The sequence below is a fragment of the Priestia sp. ABM2_011 genome (assembly GCF_056158845.1).
In genome coordinates this window covers 4,456,408-4,480,967 of record NZ_JBSWUB010000001.1, presented here as the reverse complement: position 1 = coordinate 4,480,967, position 24,560 = coordinate 4,456,408, and the positions used below count along the sequence as shown (strand labels likewise).

Genomic DNA, 24,560 nt, shown 5'->3' with positions numbered 1-24,560 from the left:
TTTTCAAATACACACCTGGGAGTGGCTTGCATGTACTTTTTATTAAATTTATTAGGCGTTTTTGTAGTAATGGGTGTCGTCTTCTTATGTTCTCCTAAAAAGAAAGAAATAAAGTGGCGTCCGATTGCTTCACTGTTGGTCGTTGAAGTCCTCATTACTTGGTTTATGTTAGGAACTTCAATCGGAACATGGATTATTAATAAAATTGCTTCGTTCTTTACTTGGCTGATTTCCTGTGCTAACGATGGAATTGCTTTTGCGTTCCCATCCGTAATGGGGAATGAAACGGTTGACTTTTTCTTCAGTGCATTACTGCCTATAATCTTTGTCGTGACGTTCTTTGATATTTTATCTTACTTTGGTATTTTAACGTGGATTATTGATAAAGTAGGCTGGGTCATTTCGAAAGTTTCTCGTTTGCCTAAATTAGAAAGCTTTTTCGCTATTCAAATGATGTTCTTAGGAAATACGGAAGCATTAGCAGTTATTCGTAATCAACTTTCTGTGTTAAAAGACAACCGTTTGCTTACGTTTGGAATTATGAGTATGAGCAGTATTAGCGGATTTATTATCGGTGCTTATTTAACAATGGTTCCCGCTACGTACGTGTTTACAGCAATTCCACTGAACTGTTTAAACGCGCTTATTTTAGTCAGCTTATTGAATCCAGTTCATGTTACAAAAGAAGAAGATATGATTTACGTACCGCCAAAGTCGGAGAAAAAAGACTTTTTCTCTACCATTTCAAACAGTATGTTAGTCGGAATGAACATGGTAATTGTTATTTTAGCGATGGTTATTGGATATGTAGCTCTTACATCTGCGCTTAACGGTATTTTAGGCGTTATCGTAGACGGCTTGACTGTACAAAAGATTTTCTCTTATATCTTTAGTCCATTCGCATTCTTACTAGGGCTAACGGGACATGATGCAATGTACGTAGCTCAGCTGATGGGTATCAAGCTAGCAACAAATGAATTCGTGGCAATGATGGATTTGAAGAAAAATCTAGATACACTTCCACCGCATACGATTGCAGTTGCTACAACATTCTTAACATCTTTTGCTAACTTCAGTACGGTGGGTATGATTTATGGGACGTATAATTCTACGTTATCAGAAGGTAAATCAACGATTATTGGAAAAAACGTATGGAAACTGCTCGTGAGCGGTATCGCTGTTTCTTTATTAAGTGCTATGATTGTTGGATTGTTTGTTTGGTAAAAAGTTAAAAAAGCTGTGCTTTCGTCTTCGAAAGCACAGCTTTTTTCTTGTTGCATCCTCTATTCATTTAAAGAAAAACGGTTATGAATATCAACAGTAAAAGAAAATCACACTATTCAAGAAAAATTCATTTTACTTTTTCAGAAAAACATTTTAAATCTAGTGAGCATTATGTTAAGATTACAAATGGCTGTTTCATTTAAATTGAGAACGCCGCATAAATATGTAAGTAAATATGCATAGAAAACAAAGGTTTATTAATTTTTTTCTAGGTAATATCTCGTAATAAATAGGTTGAAAGGAAATGTCGTTAATATGATAGAAGGACAACAGCAAACAAATGAATTAAAAAAGACGATGAAAAGCAGACATTTGTTTATGATTTCGCTCGGCGGGGTTATCGGTACAGGTTTCTTTTTAGGAACAGGATACACGATTAGCCAAGCAGGAGCGATTGGAGCTATCCTTTCGTTTATCGTAGGTGGCTTCATTATGTACTTAACAATGCTTTGCTTAGGGGAACTTGCAGTAGCAATGCCAGTTTCCGGTTCGTTTCAGACATATACAACAAAATTTATTGGCCCTGGTGTTGGTTTCGCTTTTGGATGGTTATATTGGTTGGGCTGGGCTGTAACGGTTGCATTAGAATTTTTATCAGCAGGTCAGCTCATGCAAAGATGGTTTCCTGATTCTCCTGTATGGATCTGGTGCGCTATATTTGCGCTTTTATTATTCTCATTAAATGCACTGTCAGCTAAAGCGTTTGGTGAAGCGGAGTTTTGGTTTGCGAGCATTAAAGTGTTAGCTATTATTTTATTTATCGTGCTTGGTGGAGCTGCTATGTTTGGTTTTCTTCCATTAAGTAATGGAGACAGCGCACCGCTTTTCTCTAATTATACGGCTCACGGCGTGTTCCCTCACGGAATTAGTGCCGTGTTGATTACCATGATTACAGTTAACTTCTCATTCCAAGGTACGGAGCTTATTGGTGTAGCGGCTGGGGAAAGTGAAAACCCAGACAAGACTGTACCAAGAGCAATTAAACAAACAGTATGGAGAACGCTTGTATTTTTTGTACTAGCTGTAGCTGTCTTAGCAGGTATGATTCCTCTTGAAAAAGCAGGCGTAGTGGAGAGTCCATTTGTTGTTGTATTTGACCAAATTGGTATTCCATATGCAGCAGATATTATGAACTTTGTTATCCTAACGGCACTGTTATCTGTAGCTAACTCAGGTCTTTATGCAGCAACGCGTATGCTGTATTCATTGTCAAAAGATAACATGGCAAGTTCAGCTTTCATGAAAGTAAATAAACGCGGTGTGCCGATGAACGCCTTGCTTTTAACATTAGGCATTGCGCTTTTATCTCTACTTTCAGGATTCTTTGCTCAAGAAACAGTATTTGTATGGCTCATTTCTGCAGCGGGTTTAGGTGCACAAATCGGCTGGATTACGATTGCTGCATCACTGCTTGCATTTAGAAAAAGATATATAAATCAAGGAGGGCAAATCGAGGATTTAAAATTTAAAGTCCCTCTTTACCCGGTATTACCTTTAATCGCATTAGTATTAAATACAATCGTATTGGGAAGCATGGCATTTGATGCAGAACAGCGAATGGCACTGTATGTCGGTATTCCACTAGCGCTGCTGTTTTATGCTTATTATCATGCACGTGTAAAAAAGAAAGTTGATCTATCTATTAGCCGTCAAGAAGTGCAGCTTAAAGACGACAAAAAAGTAATTTTATAAAAATCAAAAAGACGCAAAAGCCCAGGTTTTTGCGTCTTTTTTTATTGTTTATTTGTAAACTTAAAATAAAATTAAGTTGACAAATAAAAAGAAATTATTGCAAACTTAAAGCAGCGAAAAGAGAAAGGAGGGTGAACATGAGACCGAAAACAATGGCGTATGTGTCTTTATTTGCAGCTTTAACGGCGATTGGTGCATTTATAAAAATTCCTATTCCCTACATACCGTTTACTCTTCAAATTGTTCCTGTTTATTTAGCCGGTGCGCTGCTAGGTCCGCGTTTAGGTTTGTATAGTCAGCTATGCTACATAGGTATTGGGTTAATCGGTGTTCCGGTTTTTGCAGAAGGAGGAGGTTTAGGGTATATCTTCAAACCAACGTTTGGCTATTTAATTGGCTATGCTGCAGGTGCATTTATCAACGGCTACCTTATTCAAAAATATGACTTAAGGAAACCTTTTGCTATCTTTTTAGCTAATTTATCTACGTTAGCTATTGTATATGCAGTCGGCTGCTTCTGGCTTTACGGAGCAATGAAATGGATAATTGAAAAGCCTTTTTCACTGAGGGATACACTTCTTTTTGGAGCTGTTTTGCCAATGCCTGGAGATCTTTTGTTGTGTATTTTATGTTCAGTGCTGATTCACCGAATGCAGCCTCAGTTTAGCCGTTTGTCATCAAAGCGGGTTAAAGCGGGGTAACTAAGACATAGAAAAAAAGGAGAAAAAAGAAAATGGGCAAAGCGTATTTTATTACGGGAACTGGAACAGATATTGGAAAAACCCTGGTTACAAGTATTTTGTATAAAATACTTGGTCGTCTAGGAATAAAAACGACAATTTGTAAACCGTTTCAAACCGGCTACCAAGAAAAAATTGGAGGTTATCCAGATATTCACTGGTTTGAAACGAAGATAGGAGTAGCAAATACAGGTATTTATCAGTTAAAGCCGGAGACGTCGCCTCATTTGGCTATTGCACTGAGCAACAGGAAGGTAGAGCCTTCAATCGTCTTAAAACGCATTGATGAATTAAAAAAGGAATTTGACATAGTACTCGTGGAAGGAGCGGGAGGCCTTGCCGTCCCTTTAATTGAAGAGGAAACAGCGTTTTATATGACTAAAGATTTGGTCATAGATGCACAAATGCCGGTTATTGCTGTTGGAACAACGGGATTAGGAGCTATTCACGATGCGCTTTCTACCTTTTCATATGCAAGTGAGCATCAGCTTAACATCAAAGGACTGATTTTTAATCGTTTTAATCACAGCAGTATCATTCATAACGATAATGTTCGAACAATTGAAAAGCTGCTTCAACTATCATCTTTAATGACCGTTCCAGTATTCACACATATCAATGAAGAGTTAGATGTATATATTGAGAAAATGATGAGGCAAAAAAGTGTTATTCAACATATTCAGGAGGTGTTTGACTGTGCCGTATCAAAAAGCTGAGCTGGAGAAATGGGATAAAGAATACGTATGGCATCCGTTTACACAAATGAAAGCTTACCGTCAATCGAGTCCTCTTATTATTGAAAGGGGAGAAGGAAGCTATTTATATGATGTAGAGGGAAACAAATATTTAGACGGATATGCTTCTCTATGGGTGAACGTGCATGGACATAATGATCCAGAATTAAATACAGCTTTACATATACAAGTGGAAAAATTAGCGCATTCTACGCTGCTTGATATCGCAAACGTTCCATCCATTTTGTTAGCCAAAAAGCTAGCGGAAATTACTCCTGGCAGCTTATCGAAAGTCTTCTACTCCGATACAGGTTCCGCCGCTGTCGAAATTGCGTTGAAAATTGCCTATCAATATTGGCAAAATCTCGACTCTGTAAAGTACAAAAACAAAAGTAAATTTATCTCATTGAATGAGGCATATCACGGAGATACAATTGGGGCAGTCAGTGTAGGAGGCATGGATTTATTTCATCGCATCTTTAAGCCTTTGCTGTTTGAACGAATTCCCACACCTTCACCTTATACTTACCGTATGGACGAGTTAGAAACGGAAGAGCAAGCTTCAGCTTACTGTATTCACCAGCTAGAGAAGCTCTTGCAGAACAAAGGAGAAGAAGTAGCCGGTTTGATTATTGAACCGCTTGTGCAAGGAGCAGCGGGTATTATTACACATCCTCCCGGTTTTTTAAAACAAGTAGAGCGTCTGTGCAAAGCGTACGGGGTATTGCTCATTTGTGACGAAGTAGCTGTCGGATTCGGGCGAACAGGGACGCTGTTTGCATGTGAACAAGAAGATGTTGTACCGGACATTATGTGTGTAGGAAAAGGGATAACAGGAGGGTATATGCCGCTTGCTGCTACGTTAACAAGCGAACAGATATTTAATGCTTTTTTAGCTCATCCAGATGAAAATAAAACCTTCTTTCATGGACATACGTATACGGGAAATCAATTGGCCTGTACAGTAGCGCTTAGAAATATTGAACTGATGGAAGAAAGAGAGTTAATCCGTAGCGTAAAAGAAAAGTCAAAAGTTTTTAAACGTTATCTATTAAAGCTTTATGAACTGCCTAACGTGGGAGACATTAGACAAAGAGGATTAATGGCAGGAATCGAAGTTGTGAAAGACCGCCAAACAAAGTCTATTTTTGAAGATAAAAAAGTGATGGGAGACATTATTTTAGCGGCTCGCCAAAAAGGTTTAATTATTAGAGAGCTAGGTCCTGTGATTACGATGATGCCTATTCTTTCAATGACAGACGAAGAATTAAAAACAATGGTTGAAATTGTATATGAATCGATTAAAGAAGTAATCGCACGCTATACAGTGAGCTAAATAAAAAGAGGGTCAGACAAAAATATTTTATTTAATTGAAAAAAGATCCGAACGATGAATCGTTCGGATCTTTTTTCAATCAATAAATGTTTTTAATACTTGATAGTCGAAGTGATTGCACATGCTGATTTTCATCTTTTAATAGAAGAGTTTGTTCGAGCAAGTTTAAGTTTTGAATATAACCTTTGACCGTTTGAACAAAACCGTTGTTTTGATAGTTAATAGTTAGTAATTTATTCGTTTTTAATGCTTTTAAAATCATACCTATTTTCTCCCTTCTTATATCGTAGCTGACGAAAAACTACAAAATAATGAAGAAGCATTGGAGGCTTGTATTATTTATAAAAATTACTCTGTTTTTTATAAATGCTCTCCTGCTACTAATAGTAGAGGATGATGGTGAAAAACAGATGAAAGATAAAGAATAAGGTTTGATTTATTGTAATGAACTGACTTTTCCTTTACAAATACCTATTTCAAAGTTCTTTTTAGTGATAAAATACTGTTAGTGAAATAACTACTTCTTTTCATTAAAGGGTAAGAACGGGTTATATTGATAGAGTTTTAGTTCTCTATTTCTAGTAATGAAATAAGAGATAGAGAAATAGACTAATAAAAATCAATCAAGGAGTTTTTTTATGGATCAGAGTTTTATTTTAAATCTTTTAGAAATTTTACTCATTAACATTGTACTGAGTGGCGATAACGCAGTCGTGATTGCTTTAGCTTGTCGGAATCTTCCGGACGAGCATCGAAACAAAGCGGTTGTTTTCGGTACATTAGGAGCGGTTGTATTACGTGTAGGGCTAACGTTTGTCGCTGTATATTTATTAACAATTCCATTTTTAAATTTCATTGGAGGCCTGCTGCTTCTATGGATTGCGATTAGTCTTTTAAAAGGTGAAGATGACGGAGATATTAAAGCGAATTCAACTCTAGCAGGTGCTATTAAAACAATTATTATAGCGGATCTTGTTATGAGTTTAGATAACGTAGTAGCGGTTGCGGGTGCGGCTAACGGCAATATTCTACTCATTATCCTTGGTCTTGTTATCAGCATTCCGTTAATCATTTGGGGAAGTCAGCTTTTAATGAAAATCATGGAAAAATTCCCGATTATCATCATTGCCGGAGCAGCGCTTCTTGGCTATACTGCTGGTGAAATGATCTTTAAAGACAAAGCGGTAGGACATATATTAGAAGGATTAAATCCGCATTTGCATACGATTGTTCCTATTTTGTTAGCTATTTTAGTTGTTGTTGTTGGGAAACTTAGCGGACGTTCTAAAAAAGAAACGCATTAATTCTAAAAAAGAGGTTGGGACAAAAGTATTTAAGACGAAGTGAAAAACGAACCACTAATCAAAATGTTTGATTAGTGGTTCGTTTTTTTGTTGTGGTGAACGTAGGCTTTATTTGTTTAGATCCTTCTAGCAGTTGATTGGAGGACAAGGCGAAGACTCCTGCGGGAAAAGCGGAACAGATGAGACCCCACAGGAGCGTAGGCGACGAGGAGGCTCAGCGGCCGCCCGCGGAAAGCGAAGCCTTGCATGGAAATTAACTGCGGTGTCACAAGCGGTTCAGCTCATGTATCCCATTTATTCGTCTTTAGATTGAATTCATTTCGCTATGTCTCAACCTCTTTTTTTATTACTTAGCTAATGGAGGTGCGGAATTAACGTCTTGTATCGTCTCTACAGGAGGATGAAATTCATTTTCCATTTTTGATACAACTACAGTTGCTACACCATTTCCAATTAAGTTTGTAATGGCACGAGCTTCCGACATGAAGCGGTCTACCCCGATTAACAGCGCGATTCCTTCAACTGGAATCATTGGGAATGCAGCAAGCGTAGCTGCTAGTGTAATAAATCCAGAGCCAGTGACTCCGGCCGCTCCTTTAGACGTTAGCATTAAAATACCAAGTAGCGTAATCTCTTGCATTAACGACAGGTCGACTCCATACGCTTGAGCGATAAAGATAGCAGCCATGGATAAGTAGATTGCTGTTCCATCTAGGTTAAATGAGTAACCAGTTGGAATGACAAGTCCTACTACAGATTTTGAACATCCGTACTTCTCCATTTTGTCCATCATTTTTGGCAGTGCAGATTCCGAAGAAGACGTACCTAATACAAGTAGAATTTCTTCTTTAATAAAAGCAATGAATTTAAAAATATTAAATCCATAAATCTTGGCGATGGTTCCAAGTACAAATACAATAAATAAGAACATAGTAATGTAAACAGATCCCATTAAGAAACCGAGTTTTTGAAGAGAGCCTATTCCAAAGTTACCGATCGTATAAGCCATCGCTCCGAACGCCGCAATAGGTGAAAGTTTCATAATCATATTAACAATTCCAAAGAAAATATCTGTACAGCGTTCAAAGAATGTAATGACAGGAGCCGCTTTTTCGCCGAGTGTAGCTGTAGCCATTCCAAATAGTACGGCAAAGAATAAGATTGGCAATAATTCACCATTTGCCATTGCGCCAAATACGCTGTCTGGAATAATTCCCATGATAAACTCCATAAAGCCATGCTCCGCTTCGGCTGCTTGCTGCGTATATTGAGTAACATCAGCTCCGCTTGCGCCATTGATATTAAAGCCAGCCCCAGGCTTGATAAAGTTTACAACGATAATTCCAATTGCTAAGGCAAAAGTAGTGACAATCTCAAAGTATAAAAGAGCTTTACCTCCAATTCGTCCCACTTTCTTTAAATCTCCCATGCTTCCGATACCGATGACCACTGTTAAGAAAATAATTGGGGCAATCACCATCTTAATTAATTTAATGAAGATATCAGCCAATATTTTTAATTTAGCTCCAAATTCAGGAAACATAAAGCCAATTGCAATACCAAGAAGGATACCAATGACAACTTGAACAGTTAGGTTTTTAAAACTTAATTTCATATGTAATGCTCCTTTCGAGAATATTTTTGTTAACGCTTACATTATTCTTATCCTTATATTAACTGATAATTTTAACTATTTATATTTCTGGTGATAATGTTCTTTTTGGTCATTTTGGTCAAAAAAAGTGATGAACATATAGTCATCACTTTTTGCTTTCGATATTTTTTATTTGCTGAATGATATCAAGCGTTTGTTTTGTTGCATTGGCTTCAAACGATTGATAAAGAGAGTTAAACTGCTTTTTCCATTCGGCTTTCTGTGTATCATTTAAGTAATAAACGCGCATGCCAGATTTATTTTTTATTTGCTGCAGCTGTTCATCGTTCATCATTTTTGATTGAGTCCAAATCCAGTTCGTTGTTTCTACCATGGCATCACTTAATAGTTGTTTTACATCTTCAGGGAGGCTGTCCCAATATTTTTGATCCATTAAAACAGCATAGCCCAAGTATCCATGGTTGCTGATGGTCATATATTTTTGCAGCTCGTACAAACGTTTTGAATAAATATTAGAAATCGTATTTTCCTGTCCATCAAATTCCTGTCGTTCAAGGGATTGATATACTTTATTAAACGAGACAGCCTGAGGCTTAGCGCCAAGAAGTTCGAATTGTTTTTTGATTACTTCACTTGGCATAATGCGAAATGTTTGACCTTGAAAATCTGCTGGATGGAGCAAAGGTTTTGTATTGCTGGTCATTTGTTTAAAGCCGTTGCTCCATAAAGCAAGCCCTTTAATGTTTTTCTCTTGCAGCGTACTCAACAAATCCTGTCCGATTTTCCCGGTAAACACTTGTTTTGCCTCGCTGTAATCATCGAAAATGAAGGGGAGATCAAAAAGTTGCCACGTAGGGGAAAGGTCGGTTAGCTTTGAAATAGAAGGCGCAATCATTTGTACATCGTTTCGGCGCAGAGCGGCAAGTTCTTCGTCGTCTGAATACAACACACCGTTTGAATATACTTCAATTTTAACTTTACCATCCGATTTTTGATTAACGATTTCAGCGAATTTTTGAGCGGCTAAGCCTTTTGGAGTGTTCTCAGCTACAACGTGGCTAAAATTAATCACAATTTGCTTATTTAATCCTTTTTGCTCATCGTCATGATACACATTATCCTGATTTATAACCGTATACTGCAAAAAAACATAGATCATCAAGAAAACGCTAACAATGATACTTGCCCCTATAAACATCTTCAAAATGTCCAACCCCGCGATTCAATAATTTTTCTCTACAAATATTCTAACACGCAATTTCTCAACGTGGTAAAATTAAAATAAACTTCAATCAGCAGTAGGTGTTCCGCTATGATGCGCTTATCGATGCAAACGAAAATGACGGGGTTAATCTTTTTTATCGTGGTCTTTTCGTTGTTTTTAGCAAGTATTGTCGTGATTAATAATTTTGTGCAGTCAAAAGAAAATGATTTAGAGCAAAGGGCTTTGATTGCTTCGAGAACAGTTGCTGAAATGCCTGAAATTCGAGAAAAAATTGAAAAAGATAGCAAGAACATTAATCAAATTGTAGAGCCGATTCGCATTATTCACGGTGCTTATTATGTAGTGGTGATGAATATGAATCACGAACGTTTGTCTCATCCTTTGCAAAGCATGATTGGGAAAATTTCTAAAGGAGAGGACGAGGGCCAGGCGTTTGCAGAACATACTTATACTGATAAAGCAAAAGGAGAAGGCGGGATGGTCATTCGTTCTTTTGTTCCCGTTGTAAACGATCAGCATGAACAAGTAGGAGTCGTTGTCTCAGGCTACCTTCTTCCGAAATTTACAGAGGTTATTTTAAGTTTGAAAAAAGAAATTTTTCTCATCTCAGGTCTCGCTCTTTTTTTTGGAGGATGGGGAGCGTGGGCGCTTGCATCTCGTATTAAAAAAGAGATGTTTGAGCTTGAGCCTCATGAAATTGCTCGTTTGTTTGTAGAACGAACGGAGACTTTTAATGCCATGCATGAAGGAGTCATTGCCATTGATAAAGAGGAGAACATCACTATTTTTAATCATAAAGCGAAAATTATGATGGATGTACCTGATGAGGTAATTGGGAAAAAGATCTATGATGTGATTCCAGATACAAGACTGCCAGAAATTCTGCAGCTTAATCAGCCTGTTTATAATCGAGAGCTTCAAGTTCGCAATTTAAATATTTTAAGCAATCGTGTGCCGATTAAGGTTAATAATCACACAGTCGGTGCGGTCGCTATTTTTCAAGACAGAACAGAAGTTAAAAAATTAGCTGAAGAGTTAACAGGGGTTAAATCATTTGTAAGCGCTCTTAGAGTTCAAAACCATGAATACATGAATAAACTTCATACCATTGCAGGGCTTATCCAACTTGGAAATAAAGACAAGGCTCTTCAGTACGTTTTTCAAGTGTCTGAACAGCAAGAAGAGCTCACCCAGTTTCTTCATAAACATATTAAAGATGAAAGTATATCGGGATTGCTGTTAAGCAAAGTCAGCCGTGCCAAAGAACTTGGAATTGAGTTAGCTATCGATCGCCACAGCGAGCTTCACTCATTTCCTCCTTACTTAGATCATCATGATTTTGTGATTATTATTGGTAACTTAATTGAGAATGCTTTTGATTCGTATCATCATATGGAGCGTCGTGAACGGAAGGTCTATATAAGTATGGAACAAAATGACGGCATTCTTTCTATATTAGTTGAAGATAACGGATGTGGCATGAATGAGGATCAAGCAGAGAGAATCTTTGATGAAGGTTTTTCAACTAAAGCAAAGGAAACTAGAGGAATTGGTTTGCATTTAGTAAAACAAATTGTTGAAAAAGGAAACGGTCAGATCGAAGTAGAGTCAGAATTAGATGTTGGCACGACTTTTATCATTACATTCTTTTTATAGGGGGAGTGGGAAATGAATAAAAAAGAATGGACGGTGCTTCTCATAGAAGACGATCCTATGGTACAAGAAGTGAACCGCCAATTTATTGAACAAGTTGAAGGATTCATCGTTATCGCGGCAGCTTCGAATGGTTTAGAGGGTATACAGCTCATTAAACAGCATCAGCCTGATTTAACGATTATTGATATGTATATGCCTAGTCAAGATGGCCTAACCACCTTACAGCAAATTCGAGCAAATGGCTATAAAACAGACGTGATAGCAGTTACGGCTGCAAGTGATATTGAAACCGTACGAAAAGTTCTTCAGTACGGCGCGGTGGATTATATTATGAAACCGTTCAAGTTTGAACGAATGAAGCAAGCGCTTGAGCAGTATCGTTCGTTTCAAGTTAAAATAAGTCAAAAAGAATATATTACTCAGTCTGAATTAGATTCTATGCTGTTTCAGCAATTCGAAGAAAAGGCCGATTTTCTTCCAAAAGGGCTAAATGCGGTTACGTTAAGGAGGATACAACAATATCTTTCCGAACAGAAGCATCCGATTTCTGCTGAAGAAGTGGCGGACGGCGTAGGAATTGCGCGTGTTACGGCAAGAAGGTATTTAGAGTTTTTAGAACAGGAAAACGAGCTGAAATTATCAGTTGAATACGGCAGAGTGGGGAGACCTATTAATCGCTATATGTTAAAAATAAATTAAATCATACAGAACAGCTTTTATTTGGAAAAGCTGTTTTTTTGCGTTAGAAAGTATATCTTTTTCTCTCCTAGAACAAATTAAGGTATACAGTTTTCGCTATCCAAAGAATACTTCGTGCGGTCATTAATTCATAAAATGTCCCTGAAAAAGGATTAATGGCGGAAAAATTGGGGAATATGCATTTTGACATTTAATTTTAGCACAGGAAGGTTTTGAAACATGGACATATTTTTAGCTGTCTTACCAGCCATATTTTGGGGAAGCATTGTGCTTTTCAATGTGAAACTAGGCGGAGGACCTTATAGCCAAACGCTTGGAACCACGTTGGGAGCTTTGATTTTCTCTATCGGTATTTATATTTTTGTACACCCTACGCTTACACCTTTAATCTTTGGCGTTGGAGTTGTATCGGGATTATTTTGGGCAGTTGGACAAAGTAATCAGCTGAAAAGTATTGATTTAATCGGAGTTTCTAAAACGATGCCTATTTCAACTGGGCTTCAGTTAGTTTCCACTTCATTATTTGGAGTAATTGTGTTTCACGAGTGGTCTACAAAAACTTCAATTATTCTTGGTGTGCTCGCTCTTATCTTTATTATTGTAGGGATTGTTTTAACATCACTTCAAAGCAAAGAAGAGAAAGAGGCTGAAGAAGGAAAAGGAAACTTCAAAAAAGGAATTGTTATTTTATTAATTTCAACCGTTGGTTATTTAGTTTATGTTGTAGTAGCCCGTCTATTTAATGTAGACGGATGGTCGGCTTTATTACCTCAAGCAATTGGTATGGTTATTGGAGGAGTATTGCTGACGTTTAAGCATAAGCCATTTAATAAATATGCAATTCGCAACATTATCCCAGGTCTTATTTGGGCCGCTGGTAATATGTTTTTATTCATCTCGCAACCTAAAGTAGGCGTAGCGACAAGCTTTTCGCTTTCTCAAATGGGAATCGTCATTTCAACACTAGGCGGGATCATTATTTTAGGTGAGAAGAAAACGAAGCGTCAGTTAGTTGGGATTATTATTGGAATTATACTGATCATCATAGCAGGAGTCATGTTAGGGCTCGCCAAAAGCTAACTAGGAGGGTATTAACAATGTATAAAGATTTAGAAGGAAAAGTAGTGGTCATAACAGGTTCATCTACAGGTTTGGGAAAATCAATGGCGATTCGTTTTGCGACAGAAAAAGCCAAAGTAGTTGTGAATTATCGTTCTAAGGAAGACGAAGCTAACAGCGTTTTAGAAGAAATTAAAAAAGTTGGCGGAGAAGCAATTGCTGTCAAAGGTGATGTAACAGTTGAGTCTGACGTTATCAATTTAGTTCAATCTGCTATTAAAGAGTTTGGAAAGCTAGACGTTATGATTAACAACGCAGGGTTAGAAAATCCGGTTTCATCTCATGAAATGTCTTTAAGCGATTGGAATAAAGTCATTGATACGAACTTAACGGGAGCTTTTTTAGGCAGCCGTGAAGCGATTAAATATTTTGTGGAAAATGATATTAAGGGAACAGTTATTAACATGTCGAGTGTTCACGAGAAAATTCCTTGGCCATTATTTGTTCATTATGCAGCAAGTAAAGGCGGTATGAAGCTTATGACTGAAACACTGGCATTAGAATACGCTCCAAAAGGTATTCGTGTAAATAACATTGGACCGGGAGCGATTAATACACCGATTAACGCTGAGAAATTTGCTGATCCTGAGCAGCGTGCAGATGTAGAAAGCATGATTCCAATGGGATACATCGGAGAGCCGGAAGAAATTGCAGCAGTTGCTGCATGGCTAGCTTCTTCAGAGGCGAGTTATGTAACAGGAATTACGCTCTTTGCTGACGGCGGTATGACACAGTACCCATCATTCCAAGCAGGACGCGGATAAGAAAAAACGCACTCTATGATAGAGTGCGTTTTTTAGTTTTCCTGAGCTTTTTTTTGGTTCTTAGGAGCTGACTGGTGTTGAATGCGTAAGAAAAGCAAGATTAAAACGATAACGCCAGTGATGCTGTACATCCCAAGAATAAGGGGCTGCTGTGTATCTGTTCCGGAAGTAATGCCGTGATACAGTGCTAGCAAATAGCCTGGAAAAGCAAGAAAATGAATGGCTTTCCATGCTTTTCTCCCAAGCTGTTTTATAAAGTCGGATGTAATAATTAGTACCAATAAAATGTAGAGTGAAATAGTACCAAGACCTGTACTAATCGGTTTGTAATCGGAAGTGAACGGAATTAAAATGTCAGAAAGTGAAAAATGAACAGATTGATCAAATGATAAAACAAGTCCGTGAATCATGCCAAACAATAACCCAAACCACCCTGATGATTGATGGACCAGCAAAAGCTGTTTTTTTCGTTTTGGTTTAAAAAACGAAAAGCTGTGAGAAATGCCAGCGGCAACCGATACAAACATTAGTAAATAAGAACTTAAGCCGGCTGCCCGAATGGTGTTCCATACGGGAAAATGAGCACTAAATTGCGCGAGGAGAGTAGCCATAATGGTATACCTGACCTTTCACATGTTTTTCGATTAGTACGTTGCCTTCTTTTGTAACCGCAATTACTTCTAAAGAAGGGTGATGCATTTTAGCTAACCTTAATCCAGCGTCCCAGCCGAGAATAAGTATGCACTTTGCATAGACTTCAGAAATGGTCAAGTCTTCTGAAACGACCGTTACTTGCAGAAGCTCTGATGAACTAGGCTTGCTATTTCTGCCGTCAATAATATGATGGTGAGTGTGTCCGTTCACTTTCCACGAACGCTTGCCTACACTGCTTGTGGCAATACCGCTGTTGCTTTTTACTTTAATGGTCGTGAGCTTTTTTGATGCATCAAATGGATGAGAGAGAGAAATGGACCAGTGCTTGCTAGCGGGCCCCCACGTTACAATATCTCCGCCTCCATCGATTGCTCCAAGTGAAGTTCCTTTTTTCTTTAATTGATTCGCCATTTGCTGAATGCTCCAACCTTTTGCGATTCCTCCTAAATCCAGACCGATATTAGAAGCAAGCTGAATACTTCTCATTCCTTTATGAATCATAATAGGGTTAACAGCATCAAAAGCTGCTACTTCTTGAGGTAGCTGATTGTTAGGCAGTTGTTCAAAGCTTTGGTCATATCCTAGAGTTTGAATAGAATGATACAGAAATGGGTTGAAAATTCCGTTTGTCTCATTGTAATAGTAATAGGCTGCTTTTACAGCTTCATACAGCATTTTTGACGGTAGAAATAATCTTCCGTTCAGCGAATTAAGCTGTGAAAGCTCGCTTGTTGGAAGAAAGCGGCTTAGGGTTTCTTCTACAAGATAACACCAGCTCTCTACTTTTTGGCTGACAGATGTTTCAAGCTGATATACATTAAATGTGGTATTCATCGCTTTAAATGAGTAGCTCATTTCATCACATCCTTAAGAAGGTCTTGTTTGCATAGAAGAATCATTATTGTTGCCCCAATTATCCTGACCATTTGTGGAATCATCATTTGACCACTGATCATCTTCACTGCTTGAATTATCGTCTGACCACTGATCATCTTCACTGCTTGAATTATCGTCTGACCATTGATCACTTTGTTTGCTAGAACTGTCATTTGACCATTGATCTTGCCCGTTAGTTCCATTGTCCGTATTGGAGTCAGATCCTGAATCTGGAAATAGATCCGTCTCATCTTCCGTTTGAGTTTGCGATGAATTATTGGCGGATGTATCGTTATTTAGTGCTGTAGATGTTGAATTTGTTTGATCATATTTTTGAGAAAGCCCTACAAATGTTGTAAATGCAGCAACGCTCGATAAACCAACCATCCATTTTGTCCATTTATTAGCTGCCATTGATATGCTCCTTTTATCTTTCCTATTTTGCAACTGAACACTGAAGAAAAACTGAAGTGGAAGGTAACATACATCGTTCAATTGTTATAGTTCAATATAGACAGAAAAAATGAAAAAATAGTGAAATAGATGTAGGTTGGATTATTTTTGTGGGGAATTCAATGAATTATTAGATTAAAAAAGGGTTGTTCTTTTTAGAACAACCCTTTTTTATTCAGCGATAAATCTTACTAATTGATACGTAATAAACCGTTAACTGTACAAGCAAAAGAAGCAAAATAACGGCAACGGGGTAAAAGCGAAAAGAATTCGATAAGAGCGGATAGAGAGTCATCAAACCCCCACCAATAGGAAAGGAAAACAAAAGAAAAACAAAGGCTTTTTTACAAGCTTCTGCTGTCATCATTTTTTCACGCTCATCATCTTCTGCAAACTCAAACGGAAATAGTAAAAGGGAAACGTTCTTTGTCTTTTTACGTGCGCGGTAATAAAAAAATATCACGATTAAAAGAGCAATAAAAGAAGCGAAGGAACTTATAGACATAGTAGCTTCCCAAGGCGGCTCAGGGTGCTTCATAATTTCACTTAATTGAGCATTTAAATTTAGCACATCATACAAAACCCAACCTGCACATAACAGAGACACTACATTCAACAAATAAGATTTAATAACATTACTCAACATTTTTCTCCTCCTTTTGAAGTGTAAAAACATCTTCCATTTTTAATTGAAAGACATCACAAATTGTTAAACCAAGTAGTAGGGAAGGAACGTAATTTCCCTTTTCAATAGCTGCAATGGTTTGGCGAGTGGCTCCAACTTTTTCAGCTAAATCTCCTTGCGTATATCCATGTTTAGCTCTAAGCTCTTTTACGTGATTAATAAGAGTCAATATGATCACCCGCTGCCTTTTTAATAAATTTGTTAAGTTGATTTAACATTATGTAAAGTTAATTTAACATCAATTGGATGATTTTTCAATATATAATGGATAAAAAATACAAAAAAGATCCTAGAAGAATTCTTCAGGATCTTTTTTGTTAATAAATTTCTTTAATGCCAGACAAACGAATGGAAAAAATGTTTTGTTTTTCATCTCGTAGGGAGAGGGTTTGGTCGGTTAGGTTTAAATTTTGGATTTTTCCTTTGAAGGTTTGAAGCAGGCCATTTTCGTAATAATTCACGGTTACATGTTTGTTTTTCTTTAACGCTTTTAAAATCATTTATTCATCTCCTTTCATGTGTGCATCTGTTATGAAAAGAAAGCTGTGGCTTAAGCATAAGAATTTGGAGAATGCTCAAGGCAGAATTATTATTATACAGCAAGATGAGAATAGTTTGTAGATAAATTGTGAAAAAATGCACAAGTTTGCAGTGCGGGTGTTGCAACAGAATACAGTATATGAGGAGAGGAGGGGTTTTATGATAAAAAAGGTGATTTTAGTTTATTTATTTGTGGGTATTAGGTAAACTAGTAGATGAATTTAAAGAATCTATCTATAGTTGTGAAGGCTAGGATTTCATTTAATTTTCATTTTCTATGAGTATAATGATAAAGGTTTTCTATATGTTCTTTGTGAATCTACTCATAAACTAATCGAGAAAGGAAAATCAAAATGAAGCGAATCGTTTCTAAGCCGCTGCACTATTTCATATTAGCCGCTGTTTTAATGTGGATAAAGTCGTATGTGGCTTATAAAACTGAATTTAACTTAGGCGTAAGCGGCGTAATGCAGCAAATGCTGCTGTTTATAAACCCTGTAAGTTCAGTGCTGATTTTTTTAGGAATCGGCTTATTTTTTAAAGGAAAGAAAGCAGGAGCTTGGATTCTTGCAGGCAGTTTCATTATGACGCTGCTGTTGTACAGCAACATTCTCTATTATCGTTTTTTTAACGATTTTGTAACTCTTCCCACACTGTTGCAGACAAGTAATGCAGGAAGTATGGGTGGAAGCATTATGGATTTATTAAAAGCACATGATGTTTTTTATTTTGTTGATTTTATTATTTATCTTTTCTTCTTTTTTAGTAAAAAAATTGACTGGCATAATGAAAAAGTATCGGTTAAGAATGCTGTAACCATTCTTTCTTTAGGATTCATGTTTTTTTCTGTCAACTTAACATTAGCAGAAATTGATCGCCCGCAGCTTCTATCTCGAACTTTTGACCGCAATTATCTAGTAAAGTATTTAGGCGCCTATAATTATACGATGTATGACGGTGTTCAGACTGCTCAAAACTCTAAACAGCGAGCTTTTGCAAGCAGCAATGACTTAACGAACGTCGTTAATTTTAAAAACAGTCACTATGCGGAGCCTAATTCCGTTTACTTCGGAAAAGCTAAAGGGAAAAATATTATTAAAATTCATTTGGAATCATTTCAGTCTTTTTTAATTGATTACAAATTAAATGGCCAGGAAGTGACACCGTTTTTAAATTCGTTGGCCCATGGAAATGACTTTACGTATTTTGATAACTTCTTTCATCAAACAGGACAAGGAAAAACATCAGATGCTGAGCTGATGATGGACAACTCTCTATACGGCCTTCCTCAGGGTTCTGCCTTTGTACTAAAAGGAAGCAATACGTATCAGGCAGCACCAGCTATTTTAGATCAAAAAGCTGGCTATACGAGCGCTGTACTGCACGGAGACTATAAGACGTTTTGGAACCGTAACGAAATTTACAAGCAGTTCGGTGTGGATAAGTTTTTTGATGCAAGTTATTACAATATGACGGGTGAAAATAAAATTAATTATGGCTTAAAAGACAAACCGTTCTTTAAAGAATCTGTTCCAATGCTGCAGTCTTTACCACAGCCGTTTTATGCGCATTTAATTACGTTAACAAACCATTTTCCATTTTTACTTGGAAACAATGAGGCAAGCATACAGCCAGCTAACACGGGCGATGCGACAGTTGACCGCTATTTCCAAACGGCTCGTTATTTAGACGAATCATTGCAATCTTTCTTCCAAGAACTGAAAGCTTCTGGGCTTTATGATAATTCTGTGATTATGATTTATGGAGATCACTACGGTATTTCTGAAAATCATAATGCGGCAATGGAAAAAGTAATGGGAAAAGAAATTACACCTTATGAAAATGCTCAGCTGCAGCGTGTACCTCTATTCATTCACGTTCCTGGAGTAAAAGGCGGAGTTAATCATACGTACGGTGGAGAAATTGATGTTGTGCCAACTCTTCTTCATTTAGTAGGGATTGACAGCAAAGAGTTTATCCAATTTGGTACAGATTTATTTTCTAAAGGTCATGATGATGTAGTAGCGTTCCGCAATGGCAACTACGTATCTCCGAAATATACACTAGTGGATGGAACGTATTATGATTCTAAGACAGGCCAAGCGCTTAAAGAAAATAATCAAATGAAAGCTTATAAACAGAAGGTAGCGAAAGAACTGGAGTTATCTGATCAGGTGCTTTATGGAGACTTACTTCGTTTCCACAAGCTGAAGGATTTCCAAACAGTCGACCCTTCGAAATATATGTACGGGAAAGAAGAAACAGAAACATCAGCTAAATAAAGCTAAAATCAAAAGAACATGATGACTTCTGCAAAGCAGAATGAGCATCATGTTCTTTTTTACTGTAAACTATTCATCAATAAATTTCTTTAATTCCCGATAAGCGAATAGAGAAAGTATTTTGCTGTTCATCTTTTAATGAAAGCGTTTGGTCTGTTAAATCTAGGCGCTGTACTTTTCCTTTAAACGTTTGAAGCAAACCGTTTTTATAATAGTTAATTGTAACGGCCCCGTTTTTTCTTAATGCTTTTAAAATCATTTTCAAAACTCCTTCCATATTTAAAATGTGTATGATTAACGAGCTGTAACATTCATTTTCATTTGCATATTTTTATTATACACAAAAATAGAAAGCGTTTTCACTGAAAGTTTGAACACTTTGTGAAAACTTTAACAGAGAATGTGACAAATACATACAGAAACTGATTTATTTGTCGTATTCATCATAAAACACATTTATGAAAGGAGTGTTAAGAACGTGTTAAAACTTTATGGATGGAAAAATATTATAAGATGTCGTTTGAAATGTCGTAGTGAATCCATTCACCGTTCGTTACATTTCCTCCCATTTTTCTGTAAAGCGTTTGAGCTCTTGTATTATCGTAAGCCGTTTCCCAAGACATGGCTGCATACTGATGTTCTTTTGTATACTGGTGACTAATCGAAAATAACTTTTCCCCAATTTTTTGACCTCTTGCTTTTTCAGTAACGTACAAGTCATTTAAAATCGCTACAGGCTTTACACGCGTGGTGCTAAATGTAAAATAAAGCGTTGAAAAACCTACTGCCTCGTCATTTTGAGTCGCGATAAACTGAACGCCAGTATCGGGACGTTGAAACAAGTGATCAATTAAATTTCTCAGCTGTTTTTTGGCAGGCTGAGGGCGCTTGTAAAAATCAACAATGTATTCGTTCATTAATGAAATAAGTGCTTCCATGTCAGCAGCATTAGCTTGACGAATTGTAATAGTAGTAGTCATTAAATCTTCTCCTTTTTAATTAGATGATCTACACTTATAGTAAAAGAAATGTATCCCCTCTAAAAGAGCCAGATTTAAAAAATAAGATAGGGACAGATGAAAGGAGCTAGCGTGAAGTTCACACCTTTATTAAACCGAAGGAATGATATGCCTTTATATCACCAGCTATATGAATATATAAAAAAAGAAATTGTATCCGGCAGGGTGAAAGTAAATGACAAACTGCCTTCTATCCGGTCTCTTGCTGATTACTTAAACGTAAGTCGAAATACTGTAGATATGGCCTATCAGCAGCTTTTAGCTGAAGGATATGTAGAAAGCAAGCCCAAAAGTGGACTGTACGTAACGAATACACAGTTTGATTTACTGCAAACAGATAGAAAGCCGACTATATTTTTACAACCTCACTCAGAAACAAAGTCGTGTACCTATGATTTTCGGTATGGAAAAGTTGATAGCCGTTTGTTTCCCTTGAATGAGTGGAAAAAACGATACAATGAAAGTCTTCAAACTTATAAAGAAGCGCTGTTCACGTACCAAGAAACTCAAGGAGAAGAATCACTGCGAGAAGAAATTGCGACGTACCTTTATCAGTCAAGAGGAGTGGTTTGTTCGAAACATCAAATTATTATCGGAACAGGTACTCAGCAATCACTCAGTTTGCTAGCGCAGCTGTTAAAGCCAAGCATCAGAGATATTGCCTTTGAAAATCCTTGCTATGACGGGGCTAGCTTTGTATTTAAACAGCATGGATTCTCCTTAAAACCTGTGTCACTTAATAACAGAGGCATAAACATCCAAGAGCTTTATGATAGCCAAGCACGCGCTGTTTATGTCACACCATCTCATCAGTTTCCATACGGAATGATCATGCCTGTTTCAAGAAGAATAGAGCTTCTTACATGGGCGAATGACTGCAGTGGATTTGTTATTGAAGATGATTATGACGGAGAATTTCGTTATAAAGGAAGTCCCATTCCTTCATTGCAAAGCTTGGATACTAAAGGGCGCGTCATTTATACAGGGACATTTTCAAAATCTTTTATGCCTTCTTTAAGAATCAGCTACCTTGTATTACCGGAAGTGCTTCTAAAGGAATATCATGAACGTTTCTCTTTATACGAGCAAGCTGTTCCAGCCCTTCATCAGTGGACGCTCGGACTGATGATGAAAAACGGAGAGTGGAGTAAGCATTTAAGAAGAGTGAGAACTGCTTATCAACTCAAACACGGTACTCTTTTAGCAGCTTTACAGAAGGAGTTTAACAAAAACATCACGGTGTCAGGAGAATATGCAGGTTTGCATATCCTTGTCCGCGTGCACAACGATATGAACGAACAGCAGTTAATTAACGCAGCTCAAAAGCAAGATGTCTCTGTCTACGGCACTTCTCGTTATTGGCTTACGGAATCACCTCAACAAAAGACTCATCTATTATTAGGTTTTGGAAGTTTGGAGAGAGAAGAAATAGAAGAAGGAATAAGGAGGTTGAAAAATGCTTGGTTATAAGCCTCTCCTCATTTCTTCGATTTCTTGACAAAAGCTGCCTAGTCCTTTAGACTTTTTTGCATATATTTTAAATTATCTGAAAGGAGGATAGGGTAATCGAAGCTAACTGCTAGTGGACAACCCTAGATCAAACAATGAATCCTATCCAACAAATTTTACATACATTTCCTGTGATTGTACTAGATGGTGCAATGGCAACTGAACTGGAGAGATATGGCTGTGATTTGAACGACAGCTTATGGTCTGCAAAAGTGCTTATGGAGCAGCCGGAATTGATTAAGAGAGTGCATCAAGATTACTTTGCAGCAGGAGCTGACTGTGCAATTACTGCAAGCTATCAAAGCACGTTTGAAGGTTTTGCAAAACGTGGTTTAAGTGAAGCAGAGGCGCGCGAGTTAATTCAAGCATCTGTAAAAATTGCGGCTGAAGCAAGAGATGAATTTTGGCAGAAAGAAGAGAATTGTCTTAATCGCCCAAAACCAATTGTCGCCGCTTCGGTAGGTCCTTACGGAGCATTTTTAGCAAACGGGTCGGAATATACTGGACAGTATGACGTAACAGAAGAAGAGTTAATGGAATTTCATCGTCCTCGTATGAAAGCATTAATTGAAGCAGGAGCAGATGTGTTAGCTTGTGAAACCATTCCTAATCTAATGGAAGCAAGAGCCATTGCGAGGCTGCTAGAAGAATTTGAAGGAGCGTACGCATGGATTACGTTCAGCGCAAAAGATGACCTGCACATTAGCAGCGGAACATTAATCTCGGAGTGTGCACGCTATCTGGATTCCTATAAGCAAGTAGCAGCTATTGGAGTTAACTGTACGCCGCCTCAATATATTTCTTCACTTATTAAAGAAATTAAATCTCAAACGGATAAGCCAGTCATTGTGTATCCAAATTCAGGAGAGCATTATGATGCTGAATCTAAAACATGGAACGGGACATCTGCAGGCGAAACGTATGGCTGCAGCGCTCACAGCTGGTATGAAGCAGGTGCTCAGTTAATCGGAGGGTGCTGTCGCACAACTCCAGATGATATCAAAGGCATTACAAAATGGGCTAGAAAATAACGGATTGAAAAAAAGAGAATGTGAGAAAAGCTGTTTCGCTAACCTTAAACACGAACGATCTATCAAAAATAGATAGTTCGTGTTTTTTTTATGGTCATGGTGAACGTAGGTTTCGTGTGCGCAGTTCCTTCTAGCTGTTGGCTGGAGGGCAAGGCGAAGACTCTCGCGGAAAGCGGAGCCTTGCACGGAAATCCACAGAGGTGTCATAAGCAGTCCAGCTCATTTATTCCCTTTTTCCATCTTTGGATTGAATTCATTTTGTTATGTCTCAATTTCTTTTTTCTTGTAAAATAAAAGAATACAAGTTGAAAAATCTTTATTTGAACGAAAGAAGGGATGATGAAAGTGAAAGATATTAAAAATATTTATTGTGTGGGCCGAAACTACGCACTGCATGCAAAAGAATTACATAATGATATTCCAACATCACCTTTTTTATTTTCCAAACCTACTCACGCTCTTGTTGAAGCAGCTGGACAATCAATCACTCTTCCTCGCGACCAAGGAGAGGTGCACTTTGAAACCGAACTGATTCTTCATATTGGACAACTTTACAAAGAAGGCATAACAGTGGATGAACTTGTTGACGAGATGACGATTGGATTAGATTTGACGCTTCGGGATGTGCAGAGCGAATTAAAACAAAAAAAGCACCCTTGGCTGCTTGCAAAAGGATTCAAACATTCAGCGGTCGTGGGAAACTTTATTCCGTTTGAAGGAGTAGAAGCATCTAAGCAGAAAGACTTTTCGTTAGTGAAAAACAATGAACGCGTTCAGCTGGGAAATATCAAAGATTTGATTTTTGACTTACAAACGATTATTGATTTTACAGGAAAACATTTTGGTCTTGATAAAGGAGATCTTATTTTTACAGGTACACCTGAAGGAGTAGGTCCGCTTTCACATCAGGATCATCTTTCACTTAAATGGGGAGAGCAAGAGCTTGGTTCTTGCATCATTTCCTTTCGTTAAAAAAAGAGGCTGAGAAAAAGTAGTTTGTAGTTTTAATTGAAGGAAAATCCGAACGGTGAATCGAGATTCTTGATAGAGAATCCAACCTGTTCGGATTTTTTATTGCGATGGTGAATGTAGGATTCACGTATTTCGTTGTTTCTAGAGGTTGATTGGAGGGCGAGACGAAGACTCCTGCGGGAAAAGCGGAACAGGTGAGACCCCGCAGGAGCGGAAGCGACGAGGAGGCTCACCGGCCGCCCGCGGAAAGCGAAGTCTTGCACGGAAATCAACACAGGTGTAACAGGCGGTTCACCTTATTTATCTCATTTGTTCGTATTTAGATTGGCTTGACTTCGTTATGTCTCCATCTCTTTTTTTACGAAGTCTTA

The 24,560-nt window shown here is 37.6% G+C and carries 27 protein-coding genes; 16 read left to right on the top strand and 11 right to left on the bottom strand.

Annotation, left to right across the window (positions count from 1 at the left end):
• Positions 1-30 precede the first annotated feature (30 nt).
• From ACXAE4_RS23640 to bioA, 5 genes are all read left to right on the top strand, one after another.
• Entirely contained in the window at positions 31-1,224 is a 1,194-nt protein-coding gene (locus ACXAE4_RS23640) for a NupC/NupG family nucleoside CNT transporter (RefSeq protein ID WP_475237044.1), read from the top strand.
• Between the two features lie 315 nt (positions 1,225-1,539).
• A complete protein-coding gene (locus tag ACXAE4_RS23635; RefSeq protein ID WP_013055535.1) occupies positions 1,540-2,976 on the top strand; it encodes an amino acid permease in 1,437 nt (478 codons plus the stop codon).
• A 137-nt stretch (positions 2,977-3,113) separates the two neighbouring features.
• The gene (locus ACXAE4_RS23630) at positions 3,114-3,677 is read left to right on the top strand and encodes a biotin transporter BioY (RefSeq protein WP_289578723.1); all 564 of its coding nucleotides are present in this window, start codon (positions 3,114-3,116) and stop codon (positions 3,675-3,677) included.
• Between the two features lie 32 nt (positions 3,678-3,709).
• Positions 3,710-4,432: a dethiobiotin synthase gene (gene bioD / locus ACXAE4_RS23625; protein ID WP_116742103.1), complete on the top strand. Its 723-nt coding sequence runs from the start codon at positions 3,710-3,712 to the stop codon at positions 4,430-4,432.
• Positions 4,413-5,786: an adenosylmethionine--8-amino-7-oxononanoate transaminase gene (gene bioA, locus ACXAE4_RS23620; RefSeq protein WP_475237041.1), complete on the top strand. Its 1,374-nt coding sequence runs from the start codon at positions 4,413-4,415 to the stop codon at positions 5,784-5,786. The genes bioD and bioA overlap by 20 nt, the downstream gene beginning before the upstream one ends.
• A gap of 79 nt (positions 5,787-5,865) precedes the next feature.
• On the opposite strand, the gene ACXAE4_RS23615 is transcribed toward bioA, so the two are convergent.
• On the bottom strand, positions 5,866-6,048 hold the full coding sequence (locus ACXAE4_RS23615; protein WP_289578724.1) for a YolD-like family protein: 183 nt from the start codon (positions 6,046-6,048) through the stop codon (positions 5,866-5,868).
• A gap of 376 nt (positions 6,049-6,424) precedes the next feature.
• On the opposite strand from ACXAE4_RS23615, the gene ACXAE4_RS23610 reads away from it, so the two are divergent.
• Positions 6,425-7,090, top strand: a complete 666-nt coding sequence (locus ACXAE4_RS23610; protein WP_014461462.1) for a TerC family protein — start codon at positions 6,425-6,427, stop codon at positions 7,088-7,090.
• Positions 7,091-7,223: 133 nt separating this feature from the next.
• Positions 7,224-7,403: a hypothetical protein gene (locus ACXAE4_RS23605; RefSeq protein WP_140451633.1), complete on the top strand. Its 180-nt coding sequence runs from the start codon at positions 7,224-7,226 to the stop codon at positions 7,401-7,403.
• Between the two features lie 33 nt (positions 7,404-7,436).
• Here ACXAE4_RS23605 and ACXAE4_RS23600 read toward each other — a convergent pair whose 3' ends face one another.
• Together ACXAE4_RS23600 and ACXAE4_RS23595 are read right to left on the bottom strand one after the other, a co-directional pair.
• Positions 7,437-8,705 (bottom strand): dicarboxylate/amino acid:cation symporter, encoded by a 1,269-nt coding sequence (locus ACXAE4_RS23600; RefSeq protein ID WP_028412107.1) that lies wholly within the window; start codon positions 8,703-8,705, stop codon positions 7,437-7,439.
• A 145-nt stretch (positions 8,706-8,850) separates the two neighbouring features.
• Positions 8,851-9,909 (bottom strand): DctP family TRAP transporter solute-binding subunit, encoded by a 1,059-nt coding sequence (locus tag ACXAE4_RS23595; protein WP_033578117.1) that lies wholly within the window; start codon positions 9,907-9,909, stop codon positions 8,851-8,853.
• 108 nt (positions 9,910-10,017) lie between these two features.
• Here ACXAE4_RS23595 and ACXAE4_RS23590 point away from each other — a divergent pair, with 108 nt between their 5' ends.
• The 4 genes from ACXAE4_RS23590 (at position 10,018) to gdh (ending at position 14,168) form a co-directional block, all read left to right on the top strand.
• Positions 10,018-11,586: an ATP-binding protein gene (locus ACXAE4_RS23590; protein ID WP_289578725.1), complete on the top strand. Its 1,569-nt coding sequence runs from the start codon at positions 10,018-10,020 to the stop codon at positions 11,584-11,586.
• Between the two features lie 12 nt (positions 11,587-11,598).
• Positions 11,599-12,285: a response regulator gene (locus ACXAE4_RS23585; RefSeq protein ID WP_098113701.1), complete on the top strand. Its 687-nt coding sequence runs from the start codon at positions 11,599-11,601 to the stop codon at positions 12,283-12,285.
• Positions 12,286-12,504: 219 nt separating this feature from the next.
• Positions 12,505-13,365, top strand: coding sequence for a RhaT/GlcU family sugar-proton symporter (locus ACXAE4_RS23580; protein ID WP_098113702.1), 861 nt, complete (start codon positions 12,505-12,507; stop codon positions 13,363-13,365).
• Between the two features lie 17 nt (positions 13,366-13,382).
• A complete protein-coding gene (gene gdh / locus ACXAE4_RS23575; RefSeq protein ID WP_033578120.1) occupies positions 13,383-14,168 on the top strand; it encodes a glucose 1-dehydrogenase in 786 nt (261 codons plus the stop codon).
• A gap of 32 nt (positions 14,169-14,200) precedes the next feature.
• Here the strand turns inward: gdh and ACXAE4_RS23570 are convergent, their stop codons facing one another.
• From ACXAE4_RS23570 to ACXAE4_RS23545, 6 genes are all read right to left on the bottom strand, one after another.
• The gene (locus tag ACXAE4_RS23570; protein WP_028412113.1) at positions 14,201-14,779 is read right to left on the bottom strand and encodes a ferric reductase-like transmembrane domain-containing protein; all 579 of its coding nucleotides are present in this window, start codon (positions 14,777-14,779) and stop codon (positions 14,201-14,203) included.
• Positions 14,754-15,677: an FAD:protein FMN transferase gene (locus ACXAE4_RS23565; protein WP_028412114.1), complete on the bottom strand. Its 924-nt coding sequence runs from the start codon at positions 15,675-15,677 to the stop codon at positions 14,754-14,756. Before ACXAE4_RS23565 ends, ACXAE4_RS23570 begins: the two co-directional genes overlap by 26 nt.
• Positions 15,678-15,689: 12 nt before the next feature.
• Positions 15,690-16,112, bottom strand: a complete 423-nt coding sequence (locus ACXAE4_RS23560; RefSeq protein WP_028412115.1) for a hypothetical protein — start codon at positions 16,110-16,112, stop codon at positions 15,690-15,692.
• A gap of 214 nt (positions 16,113-16,326) precedes the next feature.
• Positions 16,327-16,797: a hypothetical protein gene (locus ACXAE4_RS23555; protein WP_028412116.1), complete on the bottom strand. Its 471-nt coding sequence runs from the start codon at positions 16,795-16,797 to the stop codon at positions 16,327-16,329.
• On the bottom strand, positions 16,787-17,005 hold the full coding sequence (locus ACXAE4_RS23550; protein WP_013081870.1) for a helix-turn-helix transcriptional regulator: 219 nt from the start codon (positions 17,003-17,005) through the stop codon (positions 16,787-16,789). The genes ACXAE4_RS23555 and ACXAE4_RS23550 overlap by 11 nt, the downstream gene beginning before the upstream one ends.
• A 148-nt stretch (positions 17,006-17,153) precedes the next feature.
• The gene (locus ACXAE4_RS23545) at positions 17,154-17,336 is read right to left on the bottom strand and encodes a YolD-like family protein (RefSeq protein WP_013081871.1); all 183 of its coding nucleotides are present in this window, start codon (positions 17,334-17,336) and stop codon (positions 17,154-17,156) included.
• A 393-nt stretch (positions 17,337-17,729) separates the two neighbouring features.
• On the opposite strand from ACXAE4_RS23545, the gene ltaS reads away from it, so the two are divergent.
• Positions 17,730-19,658, top strand: a complete 1,929-nt coding sequence (gene ltaS / locus ACXAE4_RS23540; RefSeq protein WP_289578726.1) for a lipoteichoic acid synthase — start codon at positions 17,730-17,732, stop codon at positions 19,656-19,658.
• A gap of 76 nt (positions 19,659-19,734) precedes the next feature.
• On the opposite strand, the gene ACXAE4_RS23535 is transcribed toward ltaS, so the two are convergent.
• Positions 19,735-19,935: a YolD-like family protein gene (locus ACXAE4_RS23535; RefSeq protein WP_074893948.1), complete on the bottom strand. Its 201-nt coding sequence runs from the start codon at positions 19,933-19,935 to the stop codon at positions 19,735-19,737.
• A gap of 229 nt (positions 19,936-20,164) precedes the next feature.
• On the bottom strand, positions 20,165-20,638 hold the full coding sequence (locus tag ACXAE4_RS23530; RefSeq protein WP_047751599.1) for a GNAT family N-acetyltransferase: 474 nt from the start codon (positions 20,636-20,638) through the stop codon (positions 20,165-20,167).
• 111 nt (positions 20,639-20,749) lie between these two features.
• Between ACXAE4_RS23530 and pdxR the strand changes: the two genes are divergently transcribed.
• The 4 genes from pdxR to ACXAE4_RS23510 all read left to right on the top strand — a co-directional run bounded on the left by pdxR (position 20,750) and on the right by ACXAE4_RS23510 (position 24,472).
• Entirely contained in the window at positions 20,750-22,147 is a 1,398-nt protein-coding gene (gene pdxR / locus ACXAE4_RS23525) for a MocR-like pyridoxine biosynthesis transcription factor PdxR (RefSeq protein WP_328141773.1), read from the top strand.
• A 134-nt stretch (positions 22,148-22,281) separates the two neighbouring features.
• Entirely contained in the window at positions 22,282-23,217 is a 936-nt protein-coding gene (gene mmuM / locus ACXAE4_RS23520) for a homocysteine S-methyltransferase (RefSeq protein ID WP_098999800.1), read from the top strand.
• Between the two features lie 339 nt (positions 23,218-23,556).
• Complete coding sequence (locus ACXAE4_RS23515) at positions 23,557-24,189, top strand: fumarylacetoacetate hydrolase family protein (RefSeq protein ID WP_289578728.1); 633 nt, start codon at positions 23,557-23,559, stop codon at positions 24,187-24,189.
• Positions 24,190-24,337: 148 nt separating this feature from the next.
• On the top strand, positions 24,338-24,472 hold the full coding sequence (locus tag ACXAE4_RS23510; RefSeq protein WP_257041451.1) for a hypothetical protein: 135 nt from the start codon (positions 24,338-24,340) through the stop codon (positions 24,470-24,472).
• The last annotated feature ends 88 nt before the right edge of the window (positions 24,473-24,560 follow it).

Excerpts from the sequence above, each read along its gene's own strand:
- ACXAE4_RS23570 (WP_028412113.1), bottom strand. The coding sequence starts at position 14,779 with ATGGCTACTCTCCTCGCGCAATTTAGTGCTCATTTTCCCGTATGGAAC.
- ACXAE4_RS23545 (WP_013081871.1), bottom strand. The coding sequence starts at position 17,336 with ATGATTTTAAAAGCGTTAAAGAAAAACAAACATGTAACCGTGAATTAT.
- ACXAE4_RS23590 (WP_289578725.1), top strand. The coding sequence starts at position 10,018 with ATGATGCGCTTATCGATGCAAACGAAAATGACGGGGTTAATCTTTTTT.
- ACXAE4_RS23640 (WP_475237044.1), top strand. The coding sequence starts at position 31 with ATGTACTTTTTATTAAATTTATTAGGCGTTTTTGTAGTAATGGGTGTC.
- ACXAE4_RS23560 (WP_028412115.1), bottom strand. The coding sequence starts at position 16,112 with ATGGCAGCTAATAAATGGACAAAATGGATGGTTGGTTTATCGAGCGTT.
- ACXAE4_RS23515 (WP_289578728.1), top strand. The coding sequence starts at position 23,557 with ATGAAAGTGAAAGATATTAAAAATATTTATTGTGTGGGCCGAAACTAC.
- mmuM (WP_098999800.1), top strand. The coding sequence starts at position 22,282 with ATGAATCCTATCCAACAAATTTTACATACATTTCCTGTGATTGTACTA.
- bioD (WP_116742103.1), top strand. The coding sequence starts at position 3,710 with ATGGGCAAAGCGTATTTTATTACGGGAACTGGAACAGATATTGGAAAA.
- ACXAE4_RS23615 (WP_289578724.1), bottom strand. The coding sequence starts at position 6,048 with ATGATTTTAAAAGCATTAAAAACGAATAAATTACTAACTATTAACTAT.
- ACXAE4_RS23610 (WP_014461462.1), top strand. The coding sequence starts at position 6,425 with ATGGATCAGAGTTTTATTTTAAATCTTTTAGAAATTTTACTCATTAAC.
- ACXAE4_RS23530 (WP_047751599.1), bottom strand. The coding sequence starts at position 20,638 with ATGACTACTACTATTACAATTCGTCAAGCTAATGCTGCTGACATGGAA.
- ACXAE4_RS23555 (WP_028412116.1), bottom strand. The coding sequence starts at position 16,797 with ATGTTGAGTAATGTTATTAAATCTTATTTGTTGAATGTAGTGTCTCTG.
- ACXAE4_RS23535 (WP_074893948.1), bottom strand. The coding sequence starts at position 19,935 with ATGGAAGGAGTTTTGAAAATGATTTTAAAAGCATTAAGAAAAAACGGG.
- ACXAE4_RS23585 (WP_098113701.1), top strand. The coding sequence starts at position 11,599 with ATGAATAAAAAAGAATGGACGGTGCTTCTCATAGAAGACGATCCTATG.
- ACXAE4_RS23600 (WP_028412107.1), bottom strand. The coding sequence starts at position 8,705 with ATGAAATTAAGTTTTAAAAACCTAACTGTTCAAGTTGTCATTGGTATC.
- ACXAE4_RS23565 (WP_028412114.1), bottom strand. The coding sequence starts at position 15,677 with ATGAGCTACTCATTTAAAGCGATGAATACCACATTTAATGTATATCAG.
- ACXAE4_RS23635 (WP_013055535.1), top strand. The coding sequence starts at position 1,540 with ATGATAGAAGGACAACAGCAAACAAATGAATTAAAAAAGACGATGAAA.
- ltaS (WP_289578726.1), top strand. The coding sequence starts at position 17,730 with ATGAAGCGAATCGTTTCTAAGCCGCTGCACTATTTCATATTAGCCGCT.
- ACXAE4_RS23630 (WP_289578723.1), top strand. The coding sequence starts at position 3,114 with ATGAGACCGAAAACAATGGCGTATGTGTCTTTATTTGCAGCTTTAACG.
- gdh (WP_033578120.1), top strand. The coding sequence starts at position 13,383 with ATGTATAAAGATTTAGAAGGAAAAGTAGTGGTCATAACAGGTTCATCT.
- ACXAE4_RS23580 (WP_098113702.1), top strand. The coding sequence starts at position 12,505 with ATGGACATATTTTTAGCTGTCTTACCAGCCATATTTTGGGGAAGCATT.